This is a genomic window from Glycomyces xiaoerkulensis, from assembly GCF_002798405.1.
Taxonomy (GTDB): Bacteria; Actinomycetota; Actinomycetes; order Mycobacteriales; family Micromonosporaceae; genus Glycomyces; species Glycomyces xiaoerkulensis.
Genome location: NZ_PGGV01000033.1, coordinates 23713 through 45476, shown reverse-complemented (window position 1 = coordinate 45476; position 21764 = coordinate 23713). Strand labels below are relative to the sequence as shown.

The window sequence follows — 21764 nt, the reverse complement described above, 5'->3', positions numbered from 1 at the left end:
CCCGTCGGCCCGGTCTTCACCGGTCCGGCGGACCGCCGCTTCTCATCGGGTTTCGCTGGTGGAGTGGTTGCCTTCGGAGAGCAGGCCGTCGCGGATGGTGACCGCACGTTCGGCGCGGTCGGCGACGTCGTGGTCGTGGGTGATCATCAGGATCGTCAGCCCGGCGGCGTGGAGCCCGTCGATGGTGGCCAGCACCGCATCGGCGGTGGCCGAGTCGAGGTTCCCGGTCGGCTCGTCGCACAGCAGCAGGCTCGGGTCGGTCGCCAGGGCCCGGGCGATGGCCACCCGCTGGCGCTCCCCGCCCGACAGCGTCGTCGGCAGCGCCTCCAGGCGGTGGCCGAGTCCCACCAGTTCCAGCTTCTCCTGCGCGACCGCCTTGCGGCGGCGCCGCGGCACCCCCTGGTAGACCAGGGACATGGCGACGTTCTCGGTCGCGGTGCGGTGGGCCATGAGGTGGAACGCCTGGAAGATGAACCCGATCTTGTCGGCCCGCATCCGGGTGCGCCCCGACTCGCTCATGGTCGAGGTGTCGACCCCTTCCAGGTGGTAAGTGCCGCAGGTGGGGGCGTCCAGCAGGCCCAGCAGGTTGAGCAGGGTCGACTTGCCCGACCCGGAGGGTCCGACGATCGCGACGTACTGCCCGGCTTCCACGCGCAGGTCGATCGGTTTGAGCGCCTCGACCGGCGGCGGCCCCGGATAGGTCATGCCGACCCCCTCCAGCGCGATCAGCGCCGCAGGCGGGCCCCCGTCCGCGGAGCCGGCCTCGACGCGCGGCAGCACCACCGTGTCGCTCACGGCTGAATCATCCTCTCCGGTCACATCTGTTAGACGCCTCCCCGGCGGGCCGGGGTTGCACGCTCAGAAGTCGAAATCGGCCCGGACCGGCCGGTGGTCGGAGGCGGTCGGCTCCATCACCCTGGAGTCGGTGGCCTCCAGGCCGCGGAAGAGCACCTGGTCGATGCGGGCCAGCGGGTTGGAGGCCGGCCAGGTGAACCCGAAGCCCTTCCCGGCGGCGGCCTGCGCGGACCGGAGCTGGTAGGTGATGGGCGCCAGGGAACGGTCCTGCATGGTGCCGTTGAGGTCGCCGAGCAGCACCACCCGATCCAGCGGCTCGTCGGCGATGGCCTCGCCGAGCAGCTCGGCGGTGCGGTTGCGGTCGTCGGAGGTGAAGCCCTCGGTGTTGACGCGCACCGACAGCAGGTGGGCGACGTAGAAGGCGACCGGTCGGCCGTCGACGTCGACCTGGGCGCGGAAGGCGCGGGTCCAGCCCAGTTGGAGATCGATCTCGGAGGTGAGGACGATCGGGTGCTCCGACCACAGCGCCACCGTGCCGAACGCGGCCGTGTATTCGTAGTGCTCGCCGAACGCCTCGTCGTACTCGGCCAACTGCTCGGGGGTGAGTTCGACCAGGGCGACCACGTCGGCGTCGGCCTCCAGGAGCGCCTCGGCGGTGGCGACGGTCTGGTGGTTGGCGGCGTTCACGTTGTGGGCCAGCACCCGGAAGGAACCGGACCCGTCGGTCTTGTCGGGGAACACACCGGCGTAGAGCTTGAGCCAGACCAGGGCCGGCAGCAGGGCGACGACGATCGCCAGCGGCCGGCGCCGGAGGGCCGCGAGGACGATCAGCGGCGGGATGAACAGACCGAACCAGGGCAGGAACGTCTCGATGAGGCTGCCGAGGTTGTACCAGCGGTTGGGGATGAACCGGTGGAGAAGCATCATCACCGCGAGCAGCAACGCGCAGCACATCACGATGGCGCCGTAAGTCTTTGCGCGCCAAGAAGACCGACCCACACCCCACCCGCCTTTCCGAGGACCGTCGGACTCGCACAGCCTAGACAGGCTACGCCAACCGGTCCCGAAAACGACTGAGCCCCAGGCGGGCCGCTTCGCGGCCCTTCCCGGGGTCTGCTGGCGGTAGCGGTGGGATTCGAACCCACGGAGGGCGTGAACCCTCACTCGCTTTCGAGGCGAGCTCCTTAGGCCGCTCGGACACGCTACCGCCGGAAAGGCTACCGGATCGGCACGCGGCGCCGCCAAGCGGGTATCGCGGGATCCGTCTCACAGGCACCTTCCGCAAATACATGGGATGTTTTGTGAGATCCTGGGCCCATGACTGCACACATCGCCGCCGAGCCCGGCGACATCGCCGAGACCGTCCTGCTGCCCGGCGACCCGCTGCGCGCGAAATGGATCGCCGAGACGTTCCTGAGCGACGCGGAATGCTACAGCGAGGTCCGAGGCATGTACGGGTACACCGGCACCTACCGCGGCCGGCGCGTGTCGGTCCAGGGTACGGGCATGGGCCAACCGTCGGCCTCGATCTACACCCACGAGCTGCTCGACCAGTTCGGGGTCAGAACGGTGGTGCGGGTCGGCTCGGCCGGGGCGGTCCGCTCGGACATCGAGCTGCGCGACGTCGTGGCCGCGATCGGGGCCTCCACGAACTCGAGCATGAACCGCATCCGCTTCGGCGGCGCGGTCGACTACGCGCCGGTGGCCGACTTCGGGCTGCTGCGGGCGGCGGCCGACGCGGCCGAAGAGCGCGGCATCGGCCTGCGGGTGGGCCAGTTGTACAGCTCGGACACCTTCTACTCCGACGCGCCGGACGTGGAGGGCCTGCTGGCCGACTACGGCGTCCTGGCGATCGAGATGGAGGCGGCGGCGATCTACACGCTCGCGGCCGGGTTCGGCGCGCGGGCGCTGGCGATCTGCACCATCTCCGACCACATCCTCAACCAGACGTCCCTGTCGGCCGAGGACCGCCAGGAGTCGTTCTCCGAGATGGCCGAGATCGCCCTGGACACCGTCACCGTCGAGGCGGGCGGCTCCTGATCCCGGACAATCGTCGAGTCAATGTTGTTGATCCGACATACCTCTACTAGGGAACATGAGGGTTGACAAGCGTCGATTTCTGATGCAGCGGCGCAACGGGTCGACCCGGAGGACGGCCGCCGCACCGGGAAGGTGAAGACGGAGTCGACATCGGACTTTTCGGCCCCGGACGGCGAGTCCGGGGCCGAAGCGGCGCGTGCGCTACTTCTTGAAGAAGTTGAGGACCTCGTCGATCGACGGCATCATGTCGCCGATCGACTGGAAGACCTCCCAGACCAGTTCGCACAGGGTGATCGCCATCTGGATGAAGTTGTAGGCGGTGATGATCCAGTTAGCGATCTGGACGACCGCGAGGGTGACCGTCGCCGCCGACGAGGCGCCGAAAGTCGCCGCACCCGACGCCATCCCCGGCAGCCACTTGGTGAGGGCCTCCTCGACGATGTCGGAGAGGATCTTCTTGACCTTCATCTCGCACTTCAAGGCGATCCAGGCCATGCCCCGCAGCGCGACGGCGATGGCGATGCCCCACATGGACATGAGGGTGACCGCCTGACCGATCTCCGCGACGCGGTGCCGGGCCGCCTCTCCGTCGTCGCCACTCCAGTCCTTCATGACCTCGGCGCCGGTCTCGGCGATGTGGGCACCGGTCTCCATGCCGCCCCGGACGACCGTCAGCCACATCTCGACGCAGGTCTTCATGCGGGTGTGGTTGCCGGTGACCAGCCCGAGCAGGTCCTGCAAGGGCTGGCACAACTCCAGCACGAAGTTCACCAGGGTGCCGGCCAGCATGCCCAGCGGATCGGCGAAGACGTTGCCGCCGGCGTCCTCGAACTCCTGGATCTTGGCGTGGGCCTGGTTCGACTTCTCGATGATCGCGTCGATCGCCATCACCATGGACGGCCAGTCGGCAAGATCGTCGATCTCGCTGACGCTGCTGTTGATGCCGTCGAACGCCTTGTGGCCGTCGAACCCGGTGACGCCGAGCGTCGCGCCCTTGAGCGCGCCGAGCGCGTCCGCGCCACTGGGGACCCAGGCGTCCCCGGAGAAGTCGACGTCGCTCTGCTCGGGGGCGTTCTCCTGCCAGGAGAGTTCGTTCTCACTCATCGCTGTACTCCCCTTCGAGCTCGCCTTCCAGATCCAGGAACACCTCGGCGGTGCCGTCGTCGTTCTCGCGGGCGTCGGCGCCGCACTCCTCGACCATGTCGGCGAACCCCTCGATGGTCTGGCGGACACCGGAGAACTGCTGGTGCAGCATGTCGACCAGCCCGATGTAGAACGGCGCCGCCAGGAAGGTCGCGGGCAGGCCCCACGCCCAGACGTCGGGATCGGAATCCTTGGCGTACGAGGCCAGGTCATCGGCGTTGTCCGCCGTGTCCCTGATGGCGCTTGCGGCTTGGTCGAGTTGATCGGGATCGACTCTGATGCCTTCACTCATGCTGGAGCTCCTCTATGTCGTATCGGTCGGGGCGGGGATCGGAGCCGCAGCTCAACGGCCGGGGTCGTAGTCGGTATTCCACACGTGATCGGGGATGAGGCCCGCGAACGCGTCGAGCCGCTCCAGGCGGTGGTCGACCTCCTCGGCGCGCAGAATGTCCTCTGTGGTGATGAAGCACCAGCCGTCCCAGAGGACCAGGAACTCGCCCTCCGGCGGTTCGGTCTCCATCACCCACTCCGTCAGTCGCGGATGGACGATATCGAGGCCGAAGCGCTGATGTTCGACGAAGACGAGGTAGTCGCGGTCGAAGCGGTGCCGGTCGACCCGGGTGTCGTGTCCGACCAGTCCCGAGACGGCCCCCTTCCACCTCCTGGTGACGCACACGAACGGCGTGGCCGCCGGCAGGCGGCGGGCCGCGGTCGAAGCGAACCTGGCGCGGTCGCGGTCCTCTTGCCACATGGGGCCGTAGGTTTCGTGGTCGGCCTGGTTCCAGCGGTGCTGGAACAGCACGTACTCGCCGCCGCGCGCACGGAAGGTGATGACGTGCTCGGCGGCCGCGGTCGGATTGACCGCGAACCGCAGCCCGTAGGCCCCGCGGCCCGACGCGCCGGCGCTCTGGTGGCGGTCGCCGCTGGTCGACTCCCCGTTGCTCCCGCGTTCGAGCACGTCGACGATGCGGAGGCACTGGTCGTCCCTTGGCGCGTAGTGCCAGCCGCGCTCGGCCGCCAGTGCGGGAAGGAGCCGGTCCTGCTCGGGGATCTCGCGCCGCCAGCGGGCCCGCTTCGCGGCCCGGCCGCCCTTGGCGAACAGCCCGAGCACCAGCAGCGCCAGGAATGCTCCGAGGCAGACGACGAGCAGAGCGCCACCGAGCAGGTCTCCGATGTTGGCGGCGATGGACGGGTTCGGCATGGGCCCTCCGGGGGTCGAGGTCGCGGGAACCGTCTCACAATTGGCCTTTATGGTACGGACCAGTTGCAAACGCCTGAACGCGAATGTTCGCGGCGCTCAGGCCCCCGCCGCGGCCACCAGCTCCGACTCCAGGTAGGGCGCGAGCGTCGCCGCGTAGGTGTTGGTCAGGTGGGCGTCGTCCCGGTAGACCAGGATGTTCCCGACCACCGGCGGGCAGGCCGTCTCGGTGCAGATGTAGTCGGTCAGGTCGATCTTGTGGACCCCGGCGGGGACCGGGAGGTCGCCGAAGGCGTCCGGGTCGGGGTAGTAGGCGTCCCGGTCGACGGCGCACTCGGGCGAGCCGGGGCCGTTGAGGTCGACGCAGGTGGGCACGTCGAAGCGCGGGCTCGGGGTGTCGCGGACGACGGCGACCTCGGCGCCGGATTCGAGCAACTGCTCGTAGCGCTCGTTGTAGTCGGGGAAGGACTCCACCGGGTCGTAGCCGACCCGCGAGCCGTAGGTGAAGACGAGGTCGGGGCCGATCCGGCCGATCTCGGCGACGACCGAGTCGTTCCACTCGTCGCAGGACCGGTACCGCTCCTCGTCCGTGTTCGGCTGCTCCGGAGTGGGGATGCAGGCGTTCTTGATGAACGTGATCAGGTGCCAGTCCCGAGCCTCCGCCACCTTCTCCATCGCCGGCAGCCACTGCCAGATCTTGGAGCCGCCGTACATCACCACCGTCCGCTCGGCGCCGCCCTCATCGGAGCCGAAGTCGCAGCGGATCGGCTCGTAACCCTCCATCGACTGGTTGCACTCCCCCGACAGGGCCGGATCGCGGTCGTCGGCGGCGTCGAGGGTCGAGGGGATGAAGTCGGCCGCCTCGAAGTCGAGGTCCCCGGCCAGCGCCGCCGCGCCCGGGTAGACGCTCGCGTCGGCCGCGGCGGCGGCCGGGTCGAGCCGGTGCCGCTCGTAGGCGATGTAGCCGTACAGGCCGGCGCAGGCGGCCAGGACCAGCGCGATGGAGGCCGCGCCGAGCGCGTAGGCGCCGCGGGCGGTGCGCTGGCCCAGGCCGGTCGCGGGCAGGCGCTCCTCGACCGCCCAGCGCGTGGCCGCGGCGAGGGCGAGCGAGACGGCGATGACCCCAACCCCGCCGGCGATCGTGGCGGTGTCGCGCCCGGTGGCGGCCAGGTAGCAGATGAGGACCGGCCAGTGCCACAGGTAGAGGCTGTAGGAGTGCCGCCCGAGCGTTTGGAGCGGCCGGGAGTTGAGCAGGATTCCGGCTCCGGCGCCGGGCCGGGCGGAGGCGACGACGATGACCGCGGCGGCGGCCGCCACCGGCCACACGGCGGCCAGGCCGGGGAACCGGGTGCTCTCCAGGACCATGCCGCAGGCGGCCAGGGCGGCCAGGGCCGTCCAGGACAGGACCGCCGCGGTGCGGCGGCCGAGCCGGAGCAGCGGCAGCGCGAGCACCAGGAGCGCGCCGAGGGCGAACTGCCACAAGCGGGCGCGGGTGTCGAAGTAGGCGTACGCCTGGTCGGCCGCGACCTCCCACAGGGCGAAGGCGAACGACCCGGCGAAGACCAGCGTGAACGCCGCCGCCAGCACCCACCGCAGTCGCAGTCCGCTGCGGCGTGCGGCGAAGGCGCAGGCGGCGATGAGCAGCGGCCACAGCAGGTAGAACTGGGCCTGGATGCCCAGCGACCAGTAGTGCTGGACGATGCTGGCGCCGTTGTTCGAGGACAGGTAGTCGACGCTGGTCTCGGCCAGGCGCCAGTTGCCGACGTAGAACGCCGAGGCGAGCAGGTCGCCGAGCTGCTGGTTCCAGGTGGCGCGCGGCAGCCAGATCGCGGTCATCAGGACCATCGCGGCGGCCACGGCCAGGGCGGGCGGGAAGATGCGGCGCACGATCCGCGCCGAGTAGCGGACGGGCCGGAGCCCGCGCCCGGATTCGAGGCCGCGCAGCAGGCTGCCGGTGATGAAGAAGCCCGAGAGCAGCAGGAACACGTCGACGCCGCCGGAGACGGTGTTGAACCAGATGTGGTAGGCGGCGATGATGGCGATCGCGGCGCCGCGCAGCCCGTCGATCTCGTGCAGGTACCGCTGCCGCGCCGGGGCTTCGGGGCGGTCGGCGGCCGGCGCCGCGTCGCGGGTCGTGGTGCTCATGGGTCTCCGGGTGGGACGGCGGTGCCGGGCGGCGGTTCGCTGGTTGCGCCGCGTGCGGCCCTTCGAGGGTAGCCGCCCGCCCGGTGGGGGCGCCCCGGGTTTGACAGGCGGTCGGTCACGGGACACAATGTAACTACCTTAACGATCGTTAAGGTAGGGGAAGGAGACGACGTGGACTACCGAGCCGAACGCGAGAGCATCATGCGCGGGGGCGCCGAAAAGTACCACCGGGCGGCCGCCGCCGCGGGCAAGTACCACGCCCGCGAGCGGATCCGGCGGCTGACCGACGTCGACTCGTTCACCGAGGACGCCCTCTGGGCCAACCCCGACCCCGGCCTGCCGGCCGACGGCGTCGTCTGCGGCACCGCCACCGTCCAGGGCCGCCCCATCCGGGTGGTCGCCAACGACTCCACGGTCAAGGCCGGCTCCTGGGGGGCCAGGACCGTCGAGAAGATCGTCCGCACCATCGAATCCGCGCAGGCCGAGCAGCACCCCATCGTCTACCTGGTCGACTCGGCCGGGGCGCGCATCACCGACCAGGTCCAGCTCTTCCCCGGCCGCCGCGGCGCGGGACGCATCTTCTACGAGCAGGTGCGCGCCTCCGGCCAGATCCCCCAGGCCTGCGCCCTGTTCGGCCCCTCGGCCGCCGGCGGCGCCTACATCCCGGCGTTCTGCGACATCGTCGCCATGGTCGACGGCAACGCCTCGATGTACCTGGGCAGCCCCCGCATGGTCGAGATGGTCACCGGCGAGCGGACCACCCTCGAGGAGATGGGCGGCGCCCGCGTCCACTGCGAGCAGTCCGGCGTCGGGCACTTCCTGTCCCGGAACGAGGACGAGGCGATCGCCACCGTCCGCCGCTGGCTGTCCTACCTGCCTTCGAACTGGACCCAGCCGCCGCCGGCGCGGGCGGCCCGGCCGCCGCGCGAGACCGACCTTCGCGAGGTGGTGCCGACCGGCGAGTCGACCCCGTTCGACGTCCACGACTTCATCGACGGCCTGGTCGACCGCGACTCGGTCCTCGAAGTCCAGGCCCGGTGGGCCGGCGAGCTCGTGTGCGCCTACGCCCGCCTCGACGGCCGCCCGGTCGGCATCGTCGCCTCCAACCCCGGCGTTCGCGGCGGCGTCCTGTTCTCCGACTCGGCCGACAAGGCCGCCCGCTTCATCAACACCTGCGACGCGTTCAACGTGCCGCTGCTGTTCCTGGCCGACGTCCCCGGCTTCATGGTCGGCGCCGAATTCGAGAAGACCGGCATCATCCGCCACGGCGCCAAGATGATCGCCGCGGTCTCGGAGGCCACCGTCCCCAAGCTGTGCGTGGTGGTCCGCAAGGCCTACGGCGCCGGCCTCTACGCGATGGCCGGACCCGCCTTCGGCTCCGACGCCGTCCTCGCCCTCCCGACCGCCAAGATCGCCGTCATGGGCGCCGAGGCCGCGGTGAACGCCGTGTACGCGGGCAAGATCGGCGCCATCGAAGACCCCGACGAGCGCGAGCGGTTCATCGCCGACAAACGCGCCGAGTACGAAGCCGACGTCGACCTGCGCCGCCTCGCGGGCGAACTGGTCGTCGACGACATCGTCGAGCCCGAGCACCTCCGGGCCGACCTCGTTGCACGCTTCCGGCGGCTGTCCCACAAGGACCGCCGGTTCGGATCCCGCAGACATCCGATAACACCGGTGTAGGAGGAGCCATGAGACTCACACCCGAGCAGGCCGAGTTCGCCAGCGCGGTAAAGGAATTCGCCGAGACCGAGATCAAGCCCGTGATCGGCGACCACTACGAGCGGGGAGCCTTCCCCGTCGACCTCGTCCGCGACCTGGGCAAGCTCGGCGTCTTCGGCGTCACGCTGCCCGAGGAGTACGGCGGCGCCGACGCCGGGCTCCTCATGCTGTGCCTGGCCCTGGAGGAGATCAGCCGCGTCGACGCCTCGGTGGCGGTCACCGTCGAGGCCGCGGTGACCCTCGGGGCCGAGTCGATCGCGAAGTTCGGGACGCCCGAGCAGCGGCAGCGCTGGCTGCCGCGCCTGGCCGCCGGGGAGGGCGTGTGCGCGTTCGCGCTCACCGAGCCCAGCGGCGGCACCGACGCCGGGCGCACCGACACCCGCGCCCGGCTCGACGGCGACCAATGGGTCATCGACGGCGCCAAGTGCTTCATCACCAACGCCGGGACCCCGATGACCGACCTCATCGTCGCGACCGCCGCCACCGGCCCGGACGAGGTCTCCTGCATCGCGGTCGAGCCCGGCACCCCGGGCCTGGAGGTCGGCCCCGAGTACTCCAAGGTCGGCTGGCGGGCCTCCGACACCCGGCCGGTGTACTTCGACGGCTGCCGCGTCCCCGCCGAGAACCTCGTCGGGCGGCGGGGACGGGGCTACGCCCAGTTCCTGCAACTGCTGGAGGCCGGGCGCGTCGCCGTGGCCGCGATGGGCGCCGGGACCGCGCAGGGCTGCCTCGACGAGTCGCTGGCGCACGCGCAGGAGCGCGAGGCCTTCGGCAAGCCGATCGCCGCCAACCAGTCGATCGCGTTCATGCTGGCGGACATGCGCCTTCGCGCGCACACGGCTCGACTCGCCTACCGCGACGCGGCCGAGAAGGCCGACCGCGGTGAGGACTTCGGCACCGACGCGGCCATCGCCAAGCTCTACGCCGCGCAGGCCGCGGTCGACTGCGCCCGGGACGCCACGCAGATCTTCGGCGGCTACGGGTTCATGAACGAGACGCCGGTGGCCCGGGCCTGGCGCGACTGCAAGATCCTGGAGATCGGGGAGGGCACGAACGAGGTGCAGCGCATGCTGATCGCGCGTTCCCTGGGAGTTTTATTAAAACTTCAACAAGTTCATTGCCATCCCGGTTCCGTGCTGGCAGGCTCGGGGACGGGACAGTATCGCCGTGACGCCCCGGAAACCTCTCATTAGTACCCTTTCTGGCCGAACGGTGATTTCCCGACTCTGAGTGACAGCAGATCGAGGAGCAGTAATGACCGACATTGATCAGGGCCGTGCCATCGCGACGCAGGTCCTCGCCTCGCGGCGCGGGCTCATGTGCGGCGTGGCCGCACTGGGAGCGGGCGGCGCGCTCGCCGCCTGCGGCACGGCCGAGTCGCCGTCGGAATCCGGCGGCGGCGACACGGGGGCCGGCAACGGCGCCGACAACGGGGGCGGGGACGGTGACGGAGGCGACGGCCGCACCCCGCTGGCCTCGACTTCCGACGTCCCCGTCGGGGGCGGCATCGTGGCCGAGGAGACCGTGATCGTCCAGCCCAGCGAGGACGAGTTCCTGGCGTACTCGGCCGTGTGCCCCCACCAGGGGACTACGGTCCAGGCGCCGGACGACGAGGGCGTCATCACCTGCCCCAACCACGGCTCCCAGTTCGACTTGGAGGGCGAACTCGTCCAGGGCCCGGCCGAGACCGGCCTGACCGAAGTGGACATCACCGTGGAGGACGGCGCCATCCTCCTCGCCTGACCCGGCACGACCGAGGGCCGGCGGGACCGCTTTACGGTCCCGCCGGCCCTCGGCGTGAAAGCGGCGGTCAGGTCAGGGCGTCGGCCGCTGCCGGGTCGGAGTCGCGGAGCAACTGGGCGCACCGGGCGGCCTCGTCGGCCTCGCCGATGGCCGCCGCGGCCCGGGAGAGCTGGTACAGCGACTTCAGGAAGCCGCGGTTGGGCTTGTGGTCCCACGGGATCGGGCCGTGCCCCTTCCAGCCGCTGCGGCGGAGCTGGTCCAGGCCGCGGTGGTAGCCGGTGCGGGCGTAGGCGTACGCCGCCACGTCTTCGTCGGCCTCGTTGGCGTTCTTCGCCAACCGGGCCCAGGCCGCGCAGAACCACGGGTAGTTCCGGACGGTGTCCTCAGGCGAGTGATCGTCGAGGTACTTCCGGGCCTCGGTGTCCTCGGGGAGGAGGGTAGCCGGGGGCTGAGCCATCATATTCTGCGGAGCCAATGCGATGTCCTCACTCTAAGGTCGAGTCGCTCGTGAAAACCGTAGGCCAAGCCTAACGCTCCCCGGTCGCGTCCTCCAGCGCAGCGGTCCGCTTCGGAGTCGACAGCTTCAGCAGCGCCGCGCCCAGGCAGGCCGCCAGGAGCGATCCGCCCAGCACGCCGAGCTTGGCCTCGTCGGTCATCATCCCGGCGTCGCCGCCGCGGAAGGCCAGCTCGGTGATGAACAGCGCCACGGTGAACCCCACGCCGGCCACCGCGGCCAGGCCGCTCAGGAGCCGCCACGAGGTCCCCTCGGGCAGGCGGCCGAGTCCGGCCTTGACCGCGATCCAGGTCGCCAGGATCACCCCGCCGAACTTGCCGACCACCAGACCGCCGGCGATGCCGACCGTCACCGCCGAGCCGATCGCCGCGCTCAGCATGTCGGCACTCAGCGGCATGCCCGCGTTCGCGAGCGCGAACAGCGGCAGCACCAGGAACGAGGAGAACGGGTGGAACCGGTGCTGGAGCCGCTGCGTCGGCGGCACCGTCTCCTTGGCGAGCCGGGAGATCCGCTCGGTCTCCTCGTGGGTCAGCCCGCCCTCGGCCATCTCCTGGGCGGCGGAGTGCGCCGCCCGGGGGTCCAGCAGCGGCCGGGCGCTGATGATGAATCCCATCACCACGCCGGCGACGGTGGCGTGCACGCCCGATTCGAGGGTGGCGAGCCACAGCAGCACGCCGATGACGAGGTAGACCGGTCCGTACCAGACGTTCAGGACGCGCAGCGCGACCGCGACGACGACGAGCACCCCGGCGACCAGGAGCCATTCGGTGGACAGGTCGTCGGTGTAGAACAGGGCGATCACGGCGATCGCGCCGAGGTCGTCGACGATCGCCAGGGTGAGCAGGAAGATCCGGGCCGGGGACGGGATGCGGTCGCCGAACAGCGCCAGGATGCCGATGGCGAAGGCGATGTCGGTGGCCATCGGGATGCCCCAGCCGTGCGCGGCGTCGGTGCCGGCGTTGAAGGCGAGGTAGATCGCGGCCGGTGCGACCATGCCGCCGATCGCGCCGGCTATGGGCGCGACGGCGTTCCGTACGTCCCGCAGGTGCCCGGCGACGATCTCGCTCTTGATCTCCATGCCGACCACGAAGAAGAAGAACGCCATCAGCCCGTCGTTGATCCAGTCCTTGAGGCTGTGGTGGAGCTCGAATCCGCCGAAGTCGAAGACGATCTCCATGCCCCACACGCCGTCGTAGGAACCCGACCAGGGGGAGTTGGCCCACAGCAGGGCGATCGCGGCGCAGGCGAGCAGGACGATGCCGCCGGAGGGCTCGATCCGGAGGAACTCCGCGGCGGGGCGGCCGACGTACTTGGCCAGCGGCCGGTCGGAGTGAAGGAACGTCGGACGCGTATTCCAGATGGGGGATTTCCCGGATTCCTTCGAGAGCCTCATGCGAGGGAGCTTATCGACCCGGCCGGGGGCGGCGGGTGTCGTCGGCGCTTTTGCGGCCTCGCGCGAGCTCCGGCGAGCCGGTCGGCTCAGGACCGGCGGCAGTCGGGGCACAGGCCCCGGAAGGTGATCGAGGCCTCGGCGACGGCGAAGCCGTGGCGCTCGTCGCCGGGCAGCGAGTCGAGCGGGTCGGCGAGGGTGTGGACGTCGCGGGTGGCGCCGCAGCCGTCGCAGATGAGGTGGTGGTGGTCGTGCTCGATGTTCGGGTCGTAGCGTTTGGAGCGGCCGTCGAGGTTGAGCTCGAGGACCTCGCCTAGGGCCACCATCTCGTTGAGGGTGTTGTAGACCGTGGCGCGGGAGATCTCGGGCATGAGCCGGCAGGCGCGGTCCAGGATTTCGTCGGCGGTGTAGTGCACATGAGCGCCGTCGAGCGTCTCGGCGATCACTCGACGTTGGGGAGTCATGCGCCAGGCGTGCCTGCGCAGACGCGTAACAAGGTCACTCATGTCTTTCTCTCAGGGTACTTTGGGGCGTTAGTCCCACTCTAGCAGGAAGAACACTGTGTCACCACTTACCCCGGACTGGATCTTTCATTAGACAGAGTCTAAGCTAGGATCGAGTCGACCGCACGGGCGGCGGTCCGGATCACCTCCGTCCGCCGCGCCGTTCAACAAGTAGGAGAGGCCGCTCAATGAGCGAACAGTTCGACAACGCCGCGGGGCCGCTGACCACCGAGTCCGGCGCTCCGGTGGCGAACAACAACCAGAGCGAGGCCGCCGGCGTTGGCGGGCCGCTGCTCATCCAGGACCAGGTCCTGCTGGAGAAGCTCGCCCACTTCAACCGCGAGCGCATCCCCGAGCGCGTCGTCCACGCGCGCGGCGCCGGCGCCTACGGCAAGTTCACCGTGACCGCCGACGTCACCGAGTACACCAGGGCCGCGTTCCTTTCGCGCGTGGGCAAGGAGACCGAGACCTTCCTGCGCTTCTCGACCGTCGCCGGGAACCTCGGCGCCGCCGACGCCGTCCGCGACCCGCGCGGCTTCGCGCTGAAGTTCTACACCGAAGAGGGCAACTACGACCTGGTCGGCAACAACACCCCGGTGTTCTTCATCCGGGACACGATCAAGTTCCCCGACTTCATCCACACCCAGAAGCGCGACCCGTACACCGGCAGCCAGGAGCCGGACAACGTCTGGGACTTCTGGGGCCTGTCGCCCGAGTCGACCCACCAGGTCACCTGGCTGTTCGGCGACCGCGGCATCCCGGCCTCCTACCGGCACATGAACGGCTACGGCTCCCACACCTACCAGTGGGTCAACGAGGCCGGCGAGCAGTTCTGGGTCAAGTACCACTTCAAGACCGACCAGGGCATCAAGACGCTCACCTCCGAGGAGGCCGACGAGCTCGCCGGATCCGACCCCGACTCCCACCAGCGGGACCTGCGCGAGTCCATCGAGCGCGGCGACTACCCGACCTGGACGGTGCAGGTCCAGATCATGCCCGCCGCCGAGGCCGCGAACTACCGGTTCAACCCCTTCGACCTGACCAAGGTCTGGCCGCACGAGGACTACCCGCCGATCGAGATCGGCAAGCTCGAGCTGAACCGCAACCCGCAGAACATCTTCGCCGAGGTCGAGCAGTCGATCTTCTCCCCCGCGCACTTCGTGCCGGGCATCGGGCCGAGCCCCGACAAGATGCTCCAGGGACGCCTGTTCGCCTACGGCGACGCCCACCGCTACCGCGTCGGCGCCAACGCCGACCACCTGCCGGTGAACCGGCCGCACGCCACCGAGGCGCGCAACGGCAACCGCGACGGGTTCTACTACGACGGCCGCCACGGCGGCCAGAAGAACTACGAGCCGAACTCCTTCGGCGGCCCGGACCAGACCGACCAGGCGCTCTGGGCCCCGGTGGCCGTGAACGGGACGACCGGCGAGTGGGAGACCCCGAAGCACGAAGAGGACGACGACTTCGTCCAGGCCGGGAACCTCTACCGCCTCATGAGCGAGGACGAGAAGGAACGCCTCATCGCGAACCTGTCCGGCGACATCGCCGGGGTCAGCCGCGACGACATCGCCGAGCGCGCCATCGCGAACTTCGCCAAGGCCGACGAGGACTTCGGGAAGCGGCTCAAGGCCGCCGTGGACGAGCTCCGCAGTTGAGCTCCTAATCGGAGAGCGCGCGGCGGCCCCGTCCAAGCCGCCCGGGACCGCCGCGGCTCCTCGGCAAGGCTCAGCAGCATCGACTCCCTGTCACCGTCGAGCTGAGCCGACAACCGCCCGGCCGGGGTTTGAAGGGTTTCCCCGGCCGGGCGCAATTTCGTCCGGTCGCCCCACCGGACGGCCGGGCCGCTCAGTCTTCGAGCGCCCTGCCGCACTCGCCGCATTCGGGCGGCTTCTGGCGCGGGACCTCCACGAACTCCTCGGCCACCACCCGCAGCAGCCACGTCTCGCCGTCCTCCCGGATCACCGTGATCGAGGTGATGTCCTCGCGGTTGGGCCGCTCCAGGCCCCAATCGATCCGCAGCGGCTCCCGGTGCTTGGCCAGCTTCACCTCGCGGCCCTTGAGATAGTAGCCCGCCCGCGAATAGACCAGGACCCGCTGCTCCCCGTGTTCCTTCGGCGCCGGCTCGGGCCGGCGGCCGTTGATGAACGCGTGGTACTCGGTGTGCAGTTGCCGCACGATCTGCTGGAGCGGCACCGACGAGTACGCCTTGACCCAACGGTTCGCCGGCTGGTTCTTCCAAGCGGTCAGCCTCGACGAGATCTCGGCGTAGCTCAGCTTCGACTCCCCGCGACGCCACTCCCGCTGGAACACCGCGAGCGACCAGTTGTACACCGTCTGAACCGCTTCCAGCGTCTCCTCCAGATTCCGGCGCTGCTGGTCGTCGGGGGCGAACGTATACTCGTAGCCGCGTTTCACCAAGTGGGTCATGGGTTTCGTCAAGTCCATCACCCGTTGATAGCAGATGATTACGCACCGACACGTGTTCCTCACCTCATCGGCGTGTCGAACTTGCCGGTCGGCCAGTAGGCTTCACCGGTGCCCGTGGAACTCGACGCCTCGCTGATCGCCCTGCTGGTCGCGGCCGCACTGTTCGCCGGCTGGATCGACGCGGTCGTGGGCGGCGGCGGCCTGGTCTCGCTGCCCGCCCTCATGGTGGCCTTCCCGCAGGCGCCCGTGGCGACCCTGCTGGGCACCAACAAGCTCGGCTCCGTGTTCGGCACCACCACCTCCTCGATCGCCTACGCGCGCAAAATCAAGCTCGACCACGGACTGCTGTGGCCGACGACCGGCCTGGCGCTGGCCGCCTCGGGCGCCGGAGCCGCCGCGGCCGCGGCCGTCTCTTCGGCGGCGCTGCGGCCCATCGTGATCGCCGTCCTGCTGGCGGTCCTCATCCTGGTGGTCGCCAACCCCCGCCTCGGCGTCGACCCCAGACCGAGAACGCGGACCCACTGGCGGGCCGCCGCCGTGATGCTCGCCTGCGGGGTCGCCGTCGCCTTCTACGACGGCATCATCGGCCCCGGCACCGGCATCTTCCTGGCGGTGGCCTTCACCTCCCTGCTCGGATTCGACTACGTCACCGCCTCGGCCCACACGAAGGTCGTCAACGCCGCCACCAACCTCGGTGCGCTCGTCGTATTCGGCCTCCAGGGCCACCTCTGGTGGACGCTCGGCCTGGCCATGGCCGCGGCCACGATCACCGGCGCGTACGTCGGCGCGCACATGGCGATGGCGAGGGGCTCGAAGTTCGTCCGCATCGTGCTGGTGGTAGCCGTCGTCGCGCTGCTGGCCCGCCTGAGCTGGGACGTCTACGCCGCTTGAACCGCCGCCCCTCGCGGAGCCTGAGGGCCGCGCCCGCACTGTCCGGCATGATCCGCATCCGCGGCGACCGGGGGCTACCCTCTATTGATGACCAGCGTGAGCACATCCGGCACCGTCGCACCACTGCGCAGCTACTACGAGGCCGGGCGGACCAAGCCGGTCCCGTGGCGGCTGGCGCAGCTCAAGGCCCTCGACCGGATGCTCCGCGAAGGCGGCGACGAACTCGCCGAGGCCCTGCGGGACGACCTCGGCAAGGCCGAGCCCGAATCGTTCGTCACCGAGATCGACGCCGTGGCGGCCGAGGTGCGGCTCATGCGCAAGCGACTGCGCTCCTGGCTGCGGCCCAAGCGGGTCCACACCCCCTCGTACCTGCAGCCGGGCAGGTCCTACTACCTGCGCGAGCCGCTGGGCACGGTCCTGATCATGGGGCCGTTCAACTACCCCGTCCGGCTGGTCCTCGAACCGCTCGCCGGTGCGATCGCCGCCGGCAACGCGGTCGTCCTCAAGCCCTCCGAACGGACCGGGCGGACCTCGGCCGTGCTCGCGCGCCTGGTCGAGGAGTTCCTCGACCCCGAAGCGATCACCGTCGTCGAAGGCGGCCCCGACACCGCCGCCTCACTGCTCGAGGAGCGGTTCGACCACGTGTTCTTCACCGGCTCGGCGCACGTCGGCAGGATCGTGGCGCGCGCCTGCGCCGAGCACCTGACCCCGTACACGCTCGAACTCGGCGGCAAGTCGCCCGCCATCGTCGAGCCGGGCGTCGACCTGGCGGCCGCGGCGCGGCGGATCGTGTGGGGCAAGTTCATGAACGCCGGGCAGACCTGCGTGGCCCCCGACTACGTCATCGCCGTGGACGGCGTCGGCCCGGACCTGGAGCGGCACCTGGCCGAGGCGGTGCGCGAGATGTACGGCCACTCCCCGGTCGACAGCCCAGACTACGGGCGCATCGTCGACGAGGCGTCCTTCGACCGACTGACCGGACTCCTGGACGAGGGGCGCCTGGTATGCGGCGGCGGGCGCAACCGCGAGGACCGCTACATCGCCCCCACGGTCCTGGCCGACGTGGGCCCCGGCGACGCCGTGATGCGCGAGGAGGTCTTCGGGCCCGTCCTGCCGATCCTCGCCGCCGACGACCTCGACGAGGCGATCGGCCACATCCTCGCCGGCGAGAAGCCGCTGGCGCTCTACGCGTTCACCGGCTCCGAGGCGACCCGGCGCAGGCTGCTGACCCGCACCTCCTCGGGCGCGGTCGGGTTCAACGCGCCGATGGCGCACAGCGACGTGGCCGCGCTGCCGTTCGGCGGGATCGGACACTCGGGGACCGGCTCCTACCACGGCAGGTGGTCGCTCGAGGCGTTCAGCCACGCCAAGGCGGTGTTCGACAAGCCGCTCAACCCGGACACACTGCAAGTTGCCTACCCGCCGTTCACCTCGGTGAAGGAGAAGCTCCTGCGCCGCCTGCGCTGATCAGAGCGGGGGCTCGCCGCCCATGTGCTCGTTGAACCGGCCCAGCAGGTCGGACAGTTGGGCCCGCTCGCGCTCGTCGAATGGGGCCAGCAGCTCCTCGTTGACCCCGGCGAGGATCCGGTCGAGCCGGGCCAGGTGCTCGTTCCCGGCCTCGGTCATGGTGATGACGTTCCGGCGCCGGTCGGCCGGGTCCGGACGCCGCTCGGCGTATCCGCCGTCGACCAGCTCGTTGACCGCGGCGACCACGTCGGAGCGGTAGATGCCGGTCCGGTCCGACAGCTCGGCCTGGCTGGCGGGCCCGTACTCGTCGAGCGTGGCCAGGAGCGCGAAGTGGTACTTGCGGGCCCCCACCTCGCCGAGGCGCTCGTTGACGAGCCGGGAGCTGTGGGAGGCGGCCATGCCGAGCAGCCGCCCGAACTGGGCGCGCAGCCGTGCGGGCGAGTGGCCGCGCGGCCCGGGCCGCGTCCCGGCTGGTCTGTCCATGCCCCGATACTACGCCTTGCGTTAGTCTCACTAACGGTTTATATTCGTTAGGGCAACGAACGTTAGTGACTCTAACACCAGGAAGGCGAACCCATGACCGACCACGAAACGCTGCGGGACCTCAGCGACCGCGCCGAGATCACCGAACTGCTCGCCCGCGGGGCGCAACTGCTCGACGAGCGCCGGTTCGACCGCCTCGGCGAGGTCTTCACCGACGACGTCGTCGCGCGCACGCCCGCCGGCGAGGCCGAGGGCCTGGAGGCCCTCGCCGGGATCGCCGGATCGGCGCACGCCGACTACTCGGGCACGTTCCACTCCCCGGCGAACCCGATCATCGACCTCGACGGCGACACCGCGCGGATCCGCTCGGTGGCCAACGTCGTGTTCACGCTCGCCGACGGCAGCGTGTCGCTGCTGACCGCCCGCTACCGGCACGAGGCCCGCCGCACCGGCGACGGCTGGCGGTTCTCGCTGATGGACATCACCCCGAACACCCGCACCGCGCCGCTGGCGCAGGCCGAATGAGCCCCGGCGCCGAAAGGAGACCGGCAATGCCCCAGACTTCAGTACTCGACTCGCACATGACCTACGTCGACGAGGGCCGCGGGGACACCGCCGTGGTGCTCCTGCACGGGAATCCGACCTCCTCCCACATCTGGCGGGAGGTGGTCCCGCGCCTCAGCGGCGGGGCGCGGGTCCTGGCCCCGGACCTGATCGGCATGGGCGGCTCCGGCAAGCCCGGCATCGCCTACCGCTTCGCCGACCACGCCGATCACCTGGAGGCGTGGATGGAGGCGGTCGGCCTCGATCAGGTCGTCCTCGCCGGCTACGACTGGGGCGGGGCGCTCGCCCTCGATTGGGCCGCAAGGCATCCCGGACGCACCAAGGGCATGGTGCTTACGGAGACGTTCCTGCGGCCCCTGACCTGGGACGAGTTCCCCGAGCCGGCGGTGGAGCAGTTCCAGCGGCTCCGCACGCCCGGCGCGGGCGAGCGGATGGCGCTCGAAGAGAACTGGTTCATCGAGCAGGCCCTGCGCGCCACCAATCCGGGCATCTCGGATCGGGACCTGGCCGTCTACCGCAGCCCGTACCCGACTCCGGAGTCCCGCCGCCCGCTGCTGCAGTGGCCGCGGGAGATCCCGCTCGACGGCGAGCCGAAGGAGGTGGCCGAGCGGTTCGAGGCGTACGGCAAGTGGATGGCGTCCACGCCGGAGGTCCCGAAGATCCTGCTCACCACCGCGCCGCCGAGCGTGGTCCCGCCGCCGGTGGTGGCCTGGGCGAGGGAGCACGTCGCGGGACTGCGGGTCGAGGACCTCGGCGAGGTCGGCCACCACGCGCCCGAGGACGCCCCCGAGGCGATCGCGGCTGCGATCGCCGGACTGGTGGGCGAGCCGCACTGAGCGGCGGAGAGGCCCTGATCGGCGGTGACGCCGATCAGGGCCCATACCCCTCGAAGATAGCCGGATCGCCCGGACGGGCGCGGCGGCCAGGACCGGATTCGAACCGGAAGGCGCTCCCGGACGAGCGCCTGACCTCGGATCGCTGCGGGCGATCCGTGCGGAACTCTACCAAGGCCGCCCCGGTCGCACGCCGCCGCCCCTTTACGACTTCCCAACTGCCACAACGCAACACAGGGTCAGCAATCGCTCTCCAACCTGAGCCCCGCAAGCTGGCGGATCTTTATCGAAGGGTATTTACAAGCATTCAAATATATGTGACCCTCATTAGAACGCTCACCTCCGGCGAGCACTGGAAACGCGGAGCGCCTCGCCCGGGCCGCTGCGGCTCGCGGCGGGACTCCCCCGCGGCCGGTCGCACCGGGACCAGCGAACGGGTGAGCCGAGCGAAAGGATCCAAGATGCATAGAGCGTGGAGGCCGTTGCTGGCCGTGGTCGCGGGGTTGTCGCTGGCGGTGGCCGGCACGGTACCGGCCCAGGCGGCGCCGGAGACCTTCGTCAACGGCGGCCCGATCACCACCGTCGGCGGACAGACCATGCACGCCCACGGCGGCGGCGTGATCGAAGAGAACGGCTACTACTACATGGTCGGCGAACGCCGCGTCGACGGCGGCAGCCTGTTCGAGGCGGTCGGCATGTACCGCTCGACCGACCTGGTCAACTGGACCCATGTCAACGACATCCTCACCTCCGGGTCCCACCCGGACCTGAACCCGTCCAACATCGAACGCCCGAAGGTGATCTACAACGCCCAGTACGACCACTACGTGATGTGGGCGCACAAGGAGAACGGCTCCGACTACGGCGACGCCGAATCGGCAGTGGCCGTCTCCGACACCATCGACGGCGACTACACCTGGCAGGGGTCGTTCCGGCCGCTTGGCTACATGTCGCGCGACCAGACCGTCTACGTCGACGACGACGGCACCGGCTACCTCATCTCGTCGGCCAACAACAACTACGACCTGCACATCTACCGGCTCACCGACGACTACCTCGATGTGGAGGAGCTGCTGTACTCCTTCGACGGCGACCACCGCGAGGCCCCGGCGATCTTCGAACGGAACGGCGTGCACTACCTGGTGACCTCCGGAGCCACCGGATGGGACCCCAACCAGGCCCAGTACGCGACCACCACCAACTTCCCGACCGGCTGGAGCGGCTGGCAGAACCTGGGCAACTCCACCACCTACGACTCCCAACCGACCTACGTGCTGGAGGTGTCCGGCTCGCAGGAGACCTCGTACATGTACATGGGCGACCGGTGGGCCGGAGCGAACGGCGGCCCGCCCAACGACTCCGGGTACGTGTGGCTGCCCCTGGAGTTCCCGGGCGGCTCGTCGCTGTCGATGGACTGGTACCCCCAGATCACCATCGACACCGCCACCGGCGAAGTCAGCGGCGACGCCGGCGACACCTCGACGATGGTGGCGCGCCATTCGGGCAAGTGCGCCGACGTGGTGAACGGCTCCAGCGAGGACGGAGCCGAGATCATCCAGTACGACTGCCACGGCGGATCCAACCAGGACTGGCAGTTCCAGAGCACCGGCGACGGCTACTACCAGATCGTCTCCTGGGCCTCCGGCAAGTGCCTCGACGTCAGCGACGAGTCGACCGACAACGGTGCGCAGATCATCCAGTGGTCGTGCGGCGGAGGCACCAACCAGCAGTGGGAGCTGCGCGACGCGGGCGGCGGCTACGTCCAGATCGTGGCGCGCCACTCCGGCAAGTGCCTCGACGTCAGCGACAACTCGACCGACAACTCGGCCCGTCTCCACCAGTGGGACTGCCACTCCGGTCAGAACCAGCAATGGAGCCTCTAAGCTCCTGAACCGCGAATAGA

General features: G+C 70.0%; 21 protein-coding genes and 1 tRNA gene. 10 read left to right on the top strand and 12 right to left on the bottom strand.

Going from position 1 to position 21764, the window contains the following annotated elements; translation table 11 throughout:
• Positions 1-42: 42 nt before the first annotated feature.
• From CUT39_RS13805 to CUT39_RS13795, 3 genes are all read right to left on the bottom strand, one after another.
• Entirely contained in the window at positions 43-705 is a 663-nt protein-coding gene (locus CUT39_RS13805) for an ABC transporter ATP-binding protein (RefSeq protein ID WP_100448237.1), read from the bottom strand.
• Positions 706-858: 153 nt separating this feature from the next.
• Positions 859-1722 carry an endonuclease/exonuclease/phosphatase family protein gene (locus CUT39_RS13800; protein ID WP_232805776.1) on the bottom strand — a complete coding sequence of 288 codons (864 nt, stop codon included), beginning with the start codon at positions 1720-1722 and terminating at the stop codon, positions 859-861.
• A gap of 190 nt (positions 1723-1912) precedes the next feature.
• Positions 1913-2002, bottom strand: a tRNA-Ser gene (locus CUT39_RS13795).
• Positions 2003-2112: 110 nt separating this feature from the next.
• Here CUT39_RS13795 and deoD point away from each other — a divergent pair.
• Complete coding sequence (gene deoD / locus CUT39_RS13790) at positions 2113-2835, top strand: purine-nucleoside phosphorylase (protein WP_100447547.1); 723 nt, start codon at positions 2113-2115, stop codon at positions 2833-2835.
• 201 nt (positions 2836-3036) lie between these two features.
• Here the strand turns inward: deoD and CUT39_RS13785 are convergent, their stop codons facing one another.
• From CUT39_RS13785 to CUT39_RS13770, 4 genes are all read right to left on the bottom strand, one after another.
• On the bottom strand, positions 3037-3939 hold the full coding sequence (locus tag CUT39_RS13785) for a hypothetical protein (RefSeq protein ID WP_100447545.1): 903 nt from the start codon (positions 3937-3939) through the stop codon (positions 3037-3039).
• Complete coding sequence (locus tag CUT39_RS13780; RefSeq protein WP_100447543.1) at positions 3932-4270, bottom strand: hypothetical protein; 339 nt, start codon at positions 4268-4270, stop codon at positions 3932-3934. Before CUT39_RS13780 ends, CUT39_RS13785 begins: the two co-directional genes overlap by 8 nt.
• A gap of 51 nt (positions 4271-4321) precedes the next feature.
• On the bottom strand, positions 4322-5179 hold the full coding sequence (locus CUT39_RS13775) for a hypothetical protein (protein ID WP_100447541.1): 858 nt from the start codon (positions 5177-5179) through the stop codon (positions 4322-4324).
• 96 nt (positions 5180-5275) lie between these two features.
• Complete coding sequence (locus tag CUT39_RS13770) at positions 5276-7321, bottom strand: acyltransferase family protein (protein WP_100447539.1); 2046 nt, start codon at positions 7319-7321, stop codon at positions 5276-5278.
• A 201-nt stretch (positions 7322-7522) separates the two neighbouring features.
• On the opposite strand from CUT39_RS13770, the gene CUT39_RS13765 reads away from it, so the two are divergent.
• From CUT39_RS13765 to CUT39_RS13755, 3 genes are all read left to right on the top strand, one after another.
• Positions 7523-9004, top strand: a complete 1482-nt coding sequence (locus CUT39_RS13765) for an acyl-CoA carboxylase subunit beta (RefSeq protein ID WP_100448235.1) — start codon at positions 7523-7525, stop codon at positions 9002-9004.
• Between the two features lie 8 nt (positions 9005-9012).
• Complete coding sequence (locus CUT39_RS13760; RefSeq protein WP_100447537.1) at positions 9013-10236, top strand: acyl-CoA dehydrogenase family protein; 1224 nt, start codon at positions 9013-9015, stop codon at positions 10234-10236.
• A gap of 61 nt (positions 10237-10297) precedes the next feature.
• A complete protein-coding gene (locus tag CUT39_RS13755) occupies positions 10298-10786 on the top strand; it encodes a QcrA and Rieske domain-containing protein (RefSeq protein WP_100447535.1) in 489 nt (162 codons plus the stop codon).
• A gap of 67 nt (positions 10787-10853) precedes the next feature.
• On the opposite strand, the gene CUT39_RS13750 is transcribed toward CUT39_RS13755, so the two are convergent.
• The 3 genes from CUT39_RS13750 to CUT39_RS13740 all read right to left on the bottom strand — a co-directional run bounded on the left by CUT39_RS13750 (position 10854) and on the right by CUT39_RS13740 (position 13196).
• Entirely contained in the window at positions 10854-11261 is a 408-nt protein-coding gene (locus tag CUT39_RS13750; RefSeq protein WP_232805753.1) for a DUF3151 domain-containing protein, read from the bottom strand.
• 52 nt (positions 11262-11313) lie between these two features.
• A complete protein-coding gene (nhaA, locus tag CUT39_RS13745) occupies positions 11314-12693 on the bottom strand; it encodes a Na+/H+ antiporter NhaA (protein ID WP_100447531.1) in 1380 nt (459 codons plus the stop codon).
• 86 nt (positions 12694-12779) lie between these two features.
• A complete protein-coding gene (locus CUT39_RS13740; protein ID WP_100447529.1) occupies positions 12780-13196 on the bottom strand; it encodes a Fur family transcriptional regulator in 417 nt (138 codons plus the stop codon).
• 185 nt (positions 13197-13381) lie between these two features.
• On the opposite strand from CUT39_RS13740, the gene CUT39_RS13735 reads away from it, so the two are divergent.
• Entirely contained in the window at positions 13382-14851 is a 1470-nt protein-coding gene (locus tag CUT39_RS13735; RefSeq protein ID WP_100447527.1) for a catalase, read from the top strand.
• A gap of 190 nt (positions 14852-15041) precedes the next feature.
• On the opposite strand, the gene CUT39_RS13730 is transcribed toward CUT39_RS13735, so the two are convergent.
• Complete coding sequence (locus CUT39_RS13730) at positions 15042-15641, bottom strand: helix-turn-helix domain-containing protein (protein ID WP_157930690.1); 600 nt, start codon at positions 15639-15641, stop codon at positions 15042-15044.
• Between the two features lie 90 nt (positions 15642-15731).
• On the opposite strand from CUT39_RS13730, the gene CUT39_RS13725 reads away from it, so the two are divergent.
• A complete protein-coding gene (locus CUT39_RS13725) occupies positions 15732-16514 on the top strand; it encodes a TSUP family transporter (protein ID WP_198587132.1) in 783 nt (260 codons plus the stop codon).
• Between the two features lie 87 nt (positions 16515-16601).
• The gene (locus CUT39_RS13720; RefSeq protein WP_100448233.1) at positions 16602-17981 is read left to right on the top strand and encodes an aldehyde dehydrogenase family protein; all 1380 of its coding nucleotides are present in this window, start codon (positions 16602-16604) and stop codon (positions 17979-17981) included.
• Here the strand turns inward: CUT39_RS13720 and CUT39_RS13715 are convergent, their stop codons facing one another.
• Complete coding sequence (locus tag CUT39_RS13715) at positions 17982-18464, bottom strand: MarR family winged helix-turn-helix transcriptional regulator (RefSeq protein WP_100447521.1); 483 nt, start codon at positions 18462-18464, stop codon at positions 17982-17984.
• Positions 18465-18557: 93 nt separating this feature from the next.
• On the opposite strand from CUT39_RS13715, the gene CUT39_RS13710 reads away from it, so the two are divergent.
• The 3 genes from CUT39_RS13710 (at position 18558) to CUT39_RS13700 (ending at position 21744) form a co-directional block, all read left to right on the top strand.
• Positions 18558-18989, top strand: coding sequence for a nuclear transport factor 2 family protein (locus tag CUT39_RS13710; protein ID WP_100447519.1), 432 nt, complete (start codon positions 18558-18560; stop codon positions 18987-18989).
• Positions 18986-19864, top strand: coding sequence for a haloalkane dehalogenase (locus CUT39_RS13705; RefSeq protein ID WP_100447517.1), 879 nt, complete (start codon positions 18986-18988; stop codon positions 19862-19864). The genes CUT39_RS13710 and CUT39_RS13705 overlap by 4 nt, the downstream gene beginning before the upstream one ends.
• Positions 19865-20322: 458 nt before the next feature.
• A complete protein-coding gene (locus CUT39_RS13700) occupies positions 20323-21744 on the top strand; it encodes an RICIN domain-containing protein (protein ID WP_100447515.1) in 1422 nt (473 codons plus the stop codon).
• Positions 21745-21764: the final 20 nt, after the last annotated feature.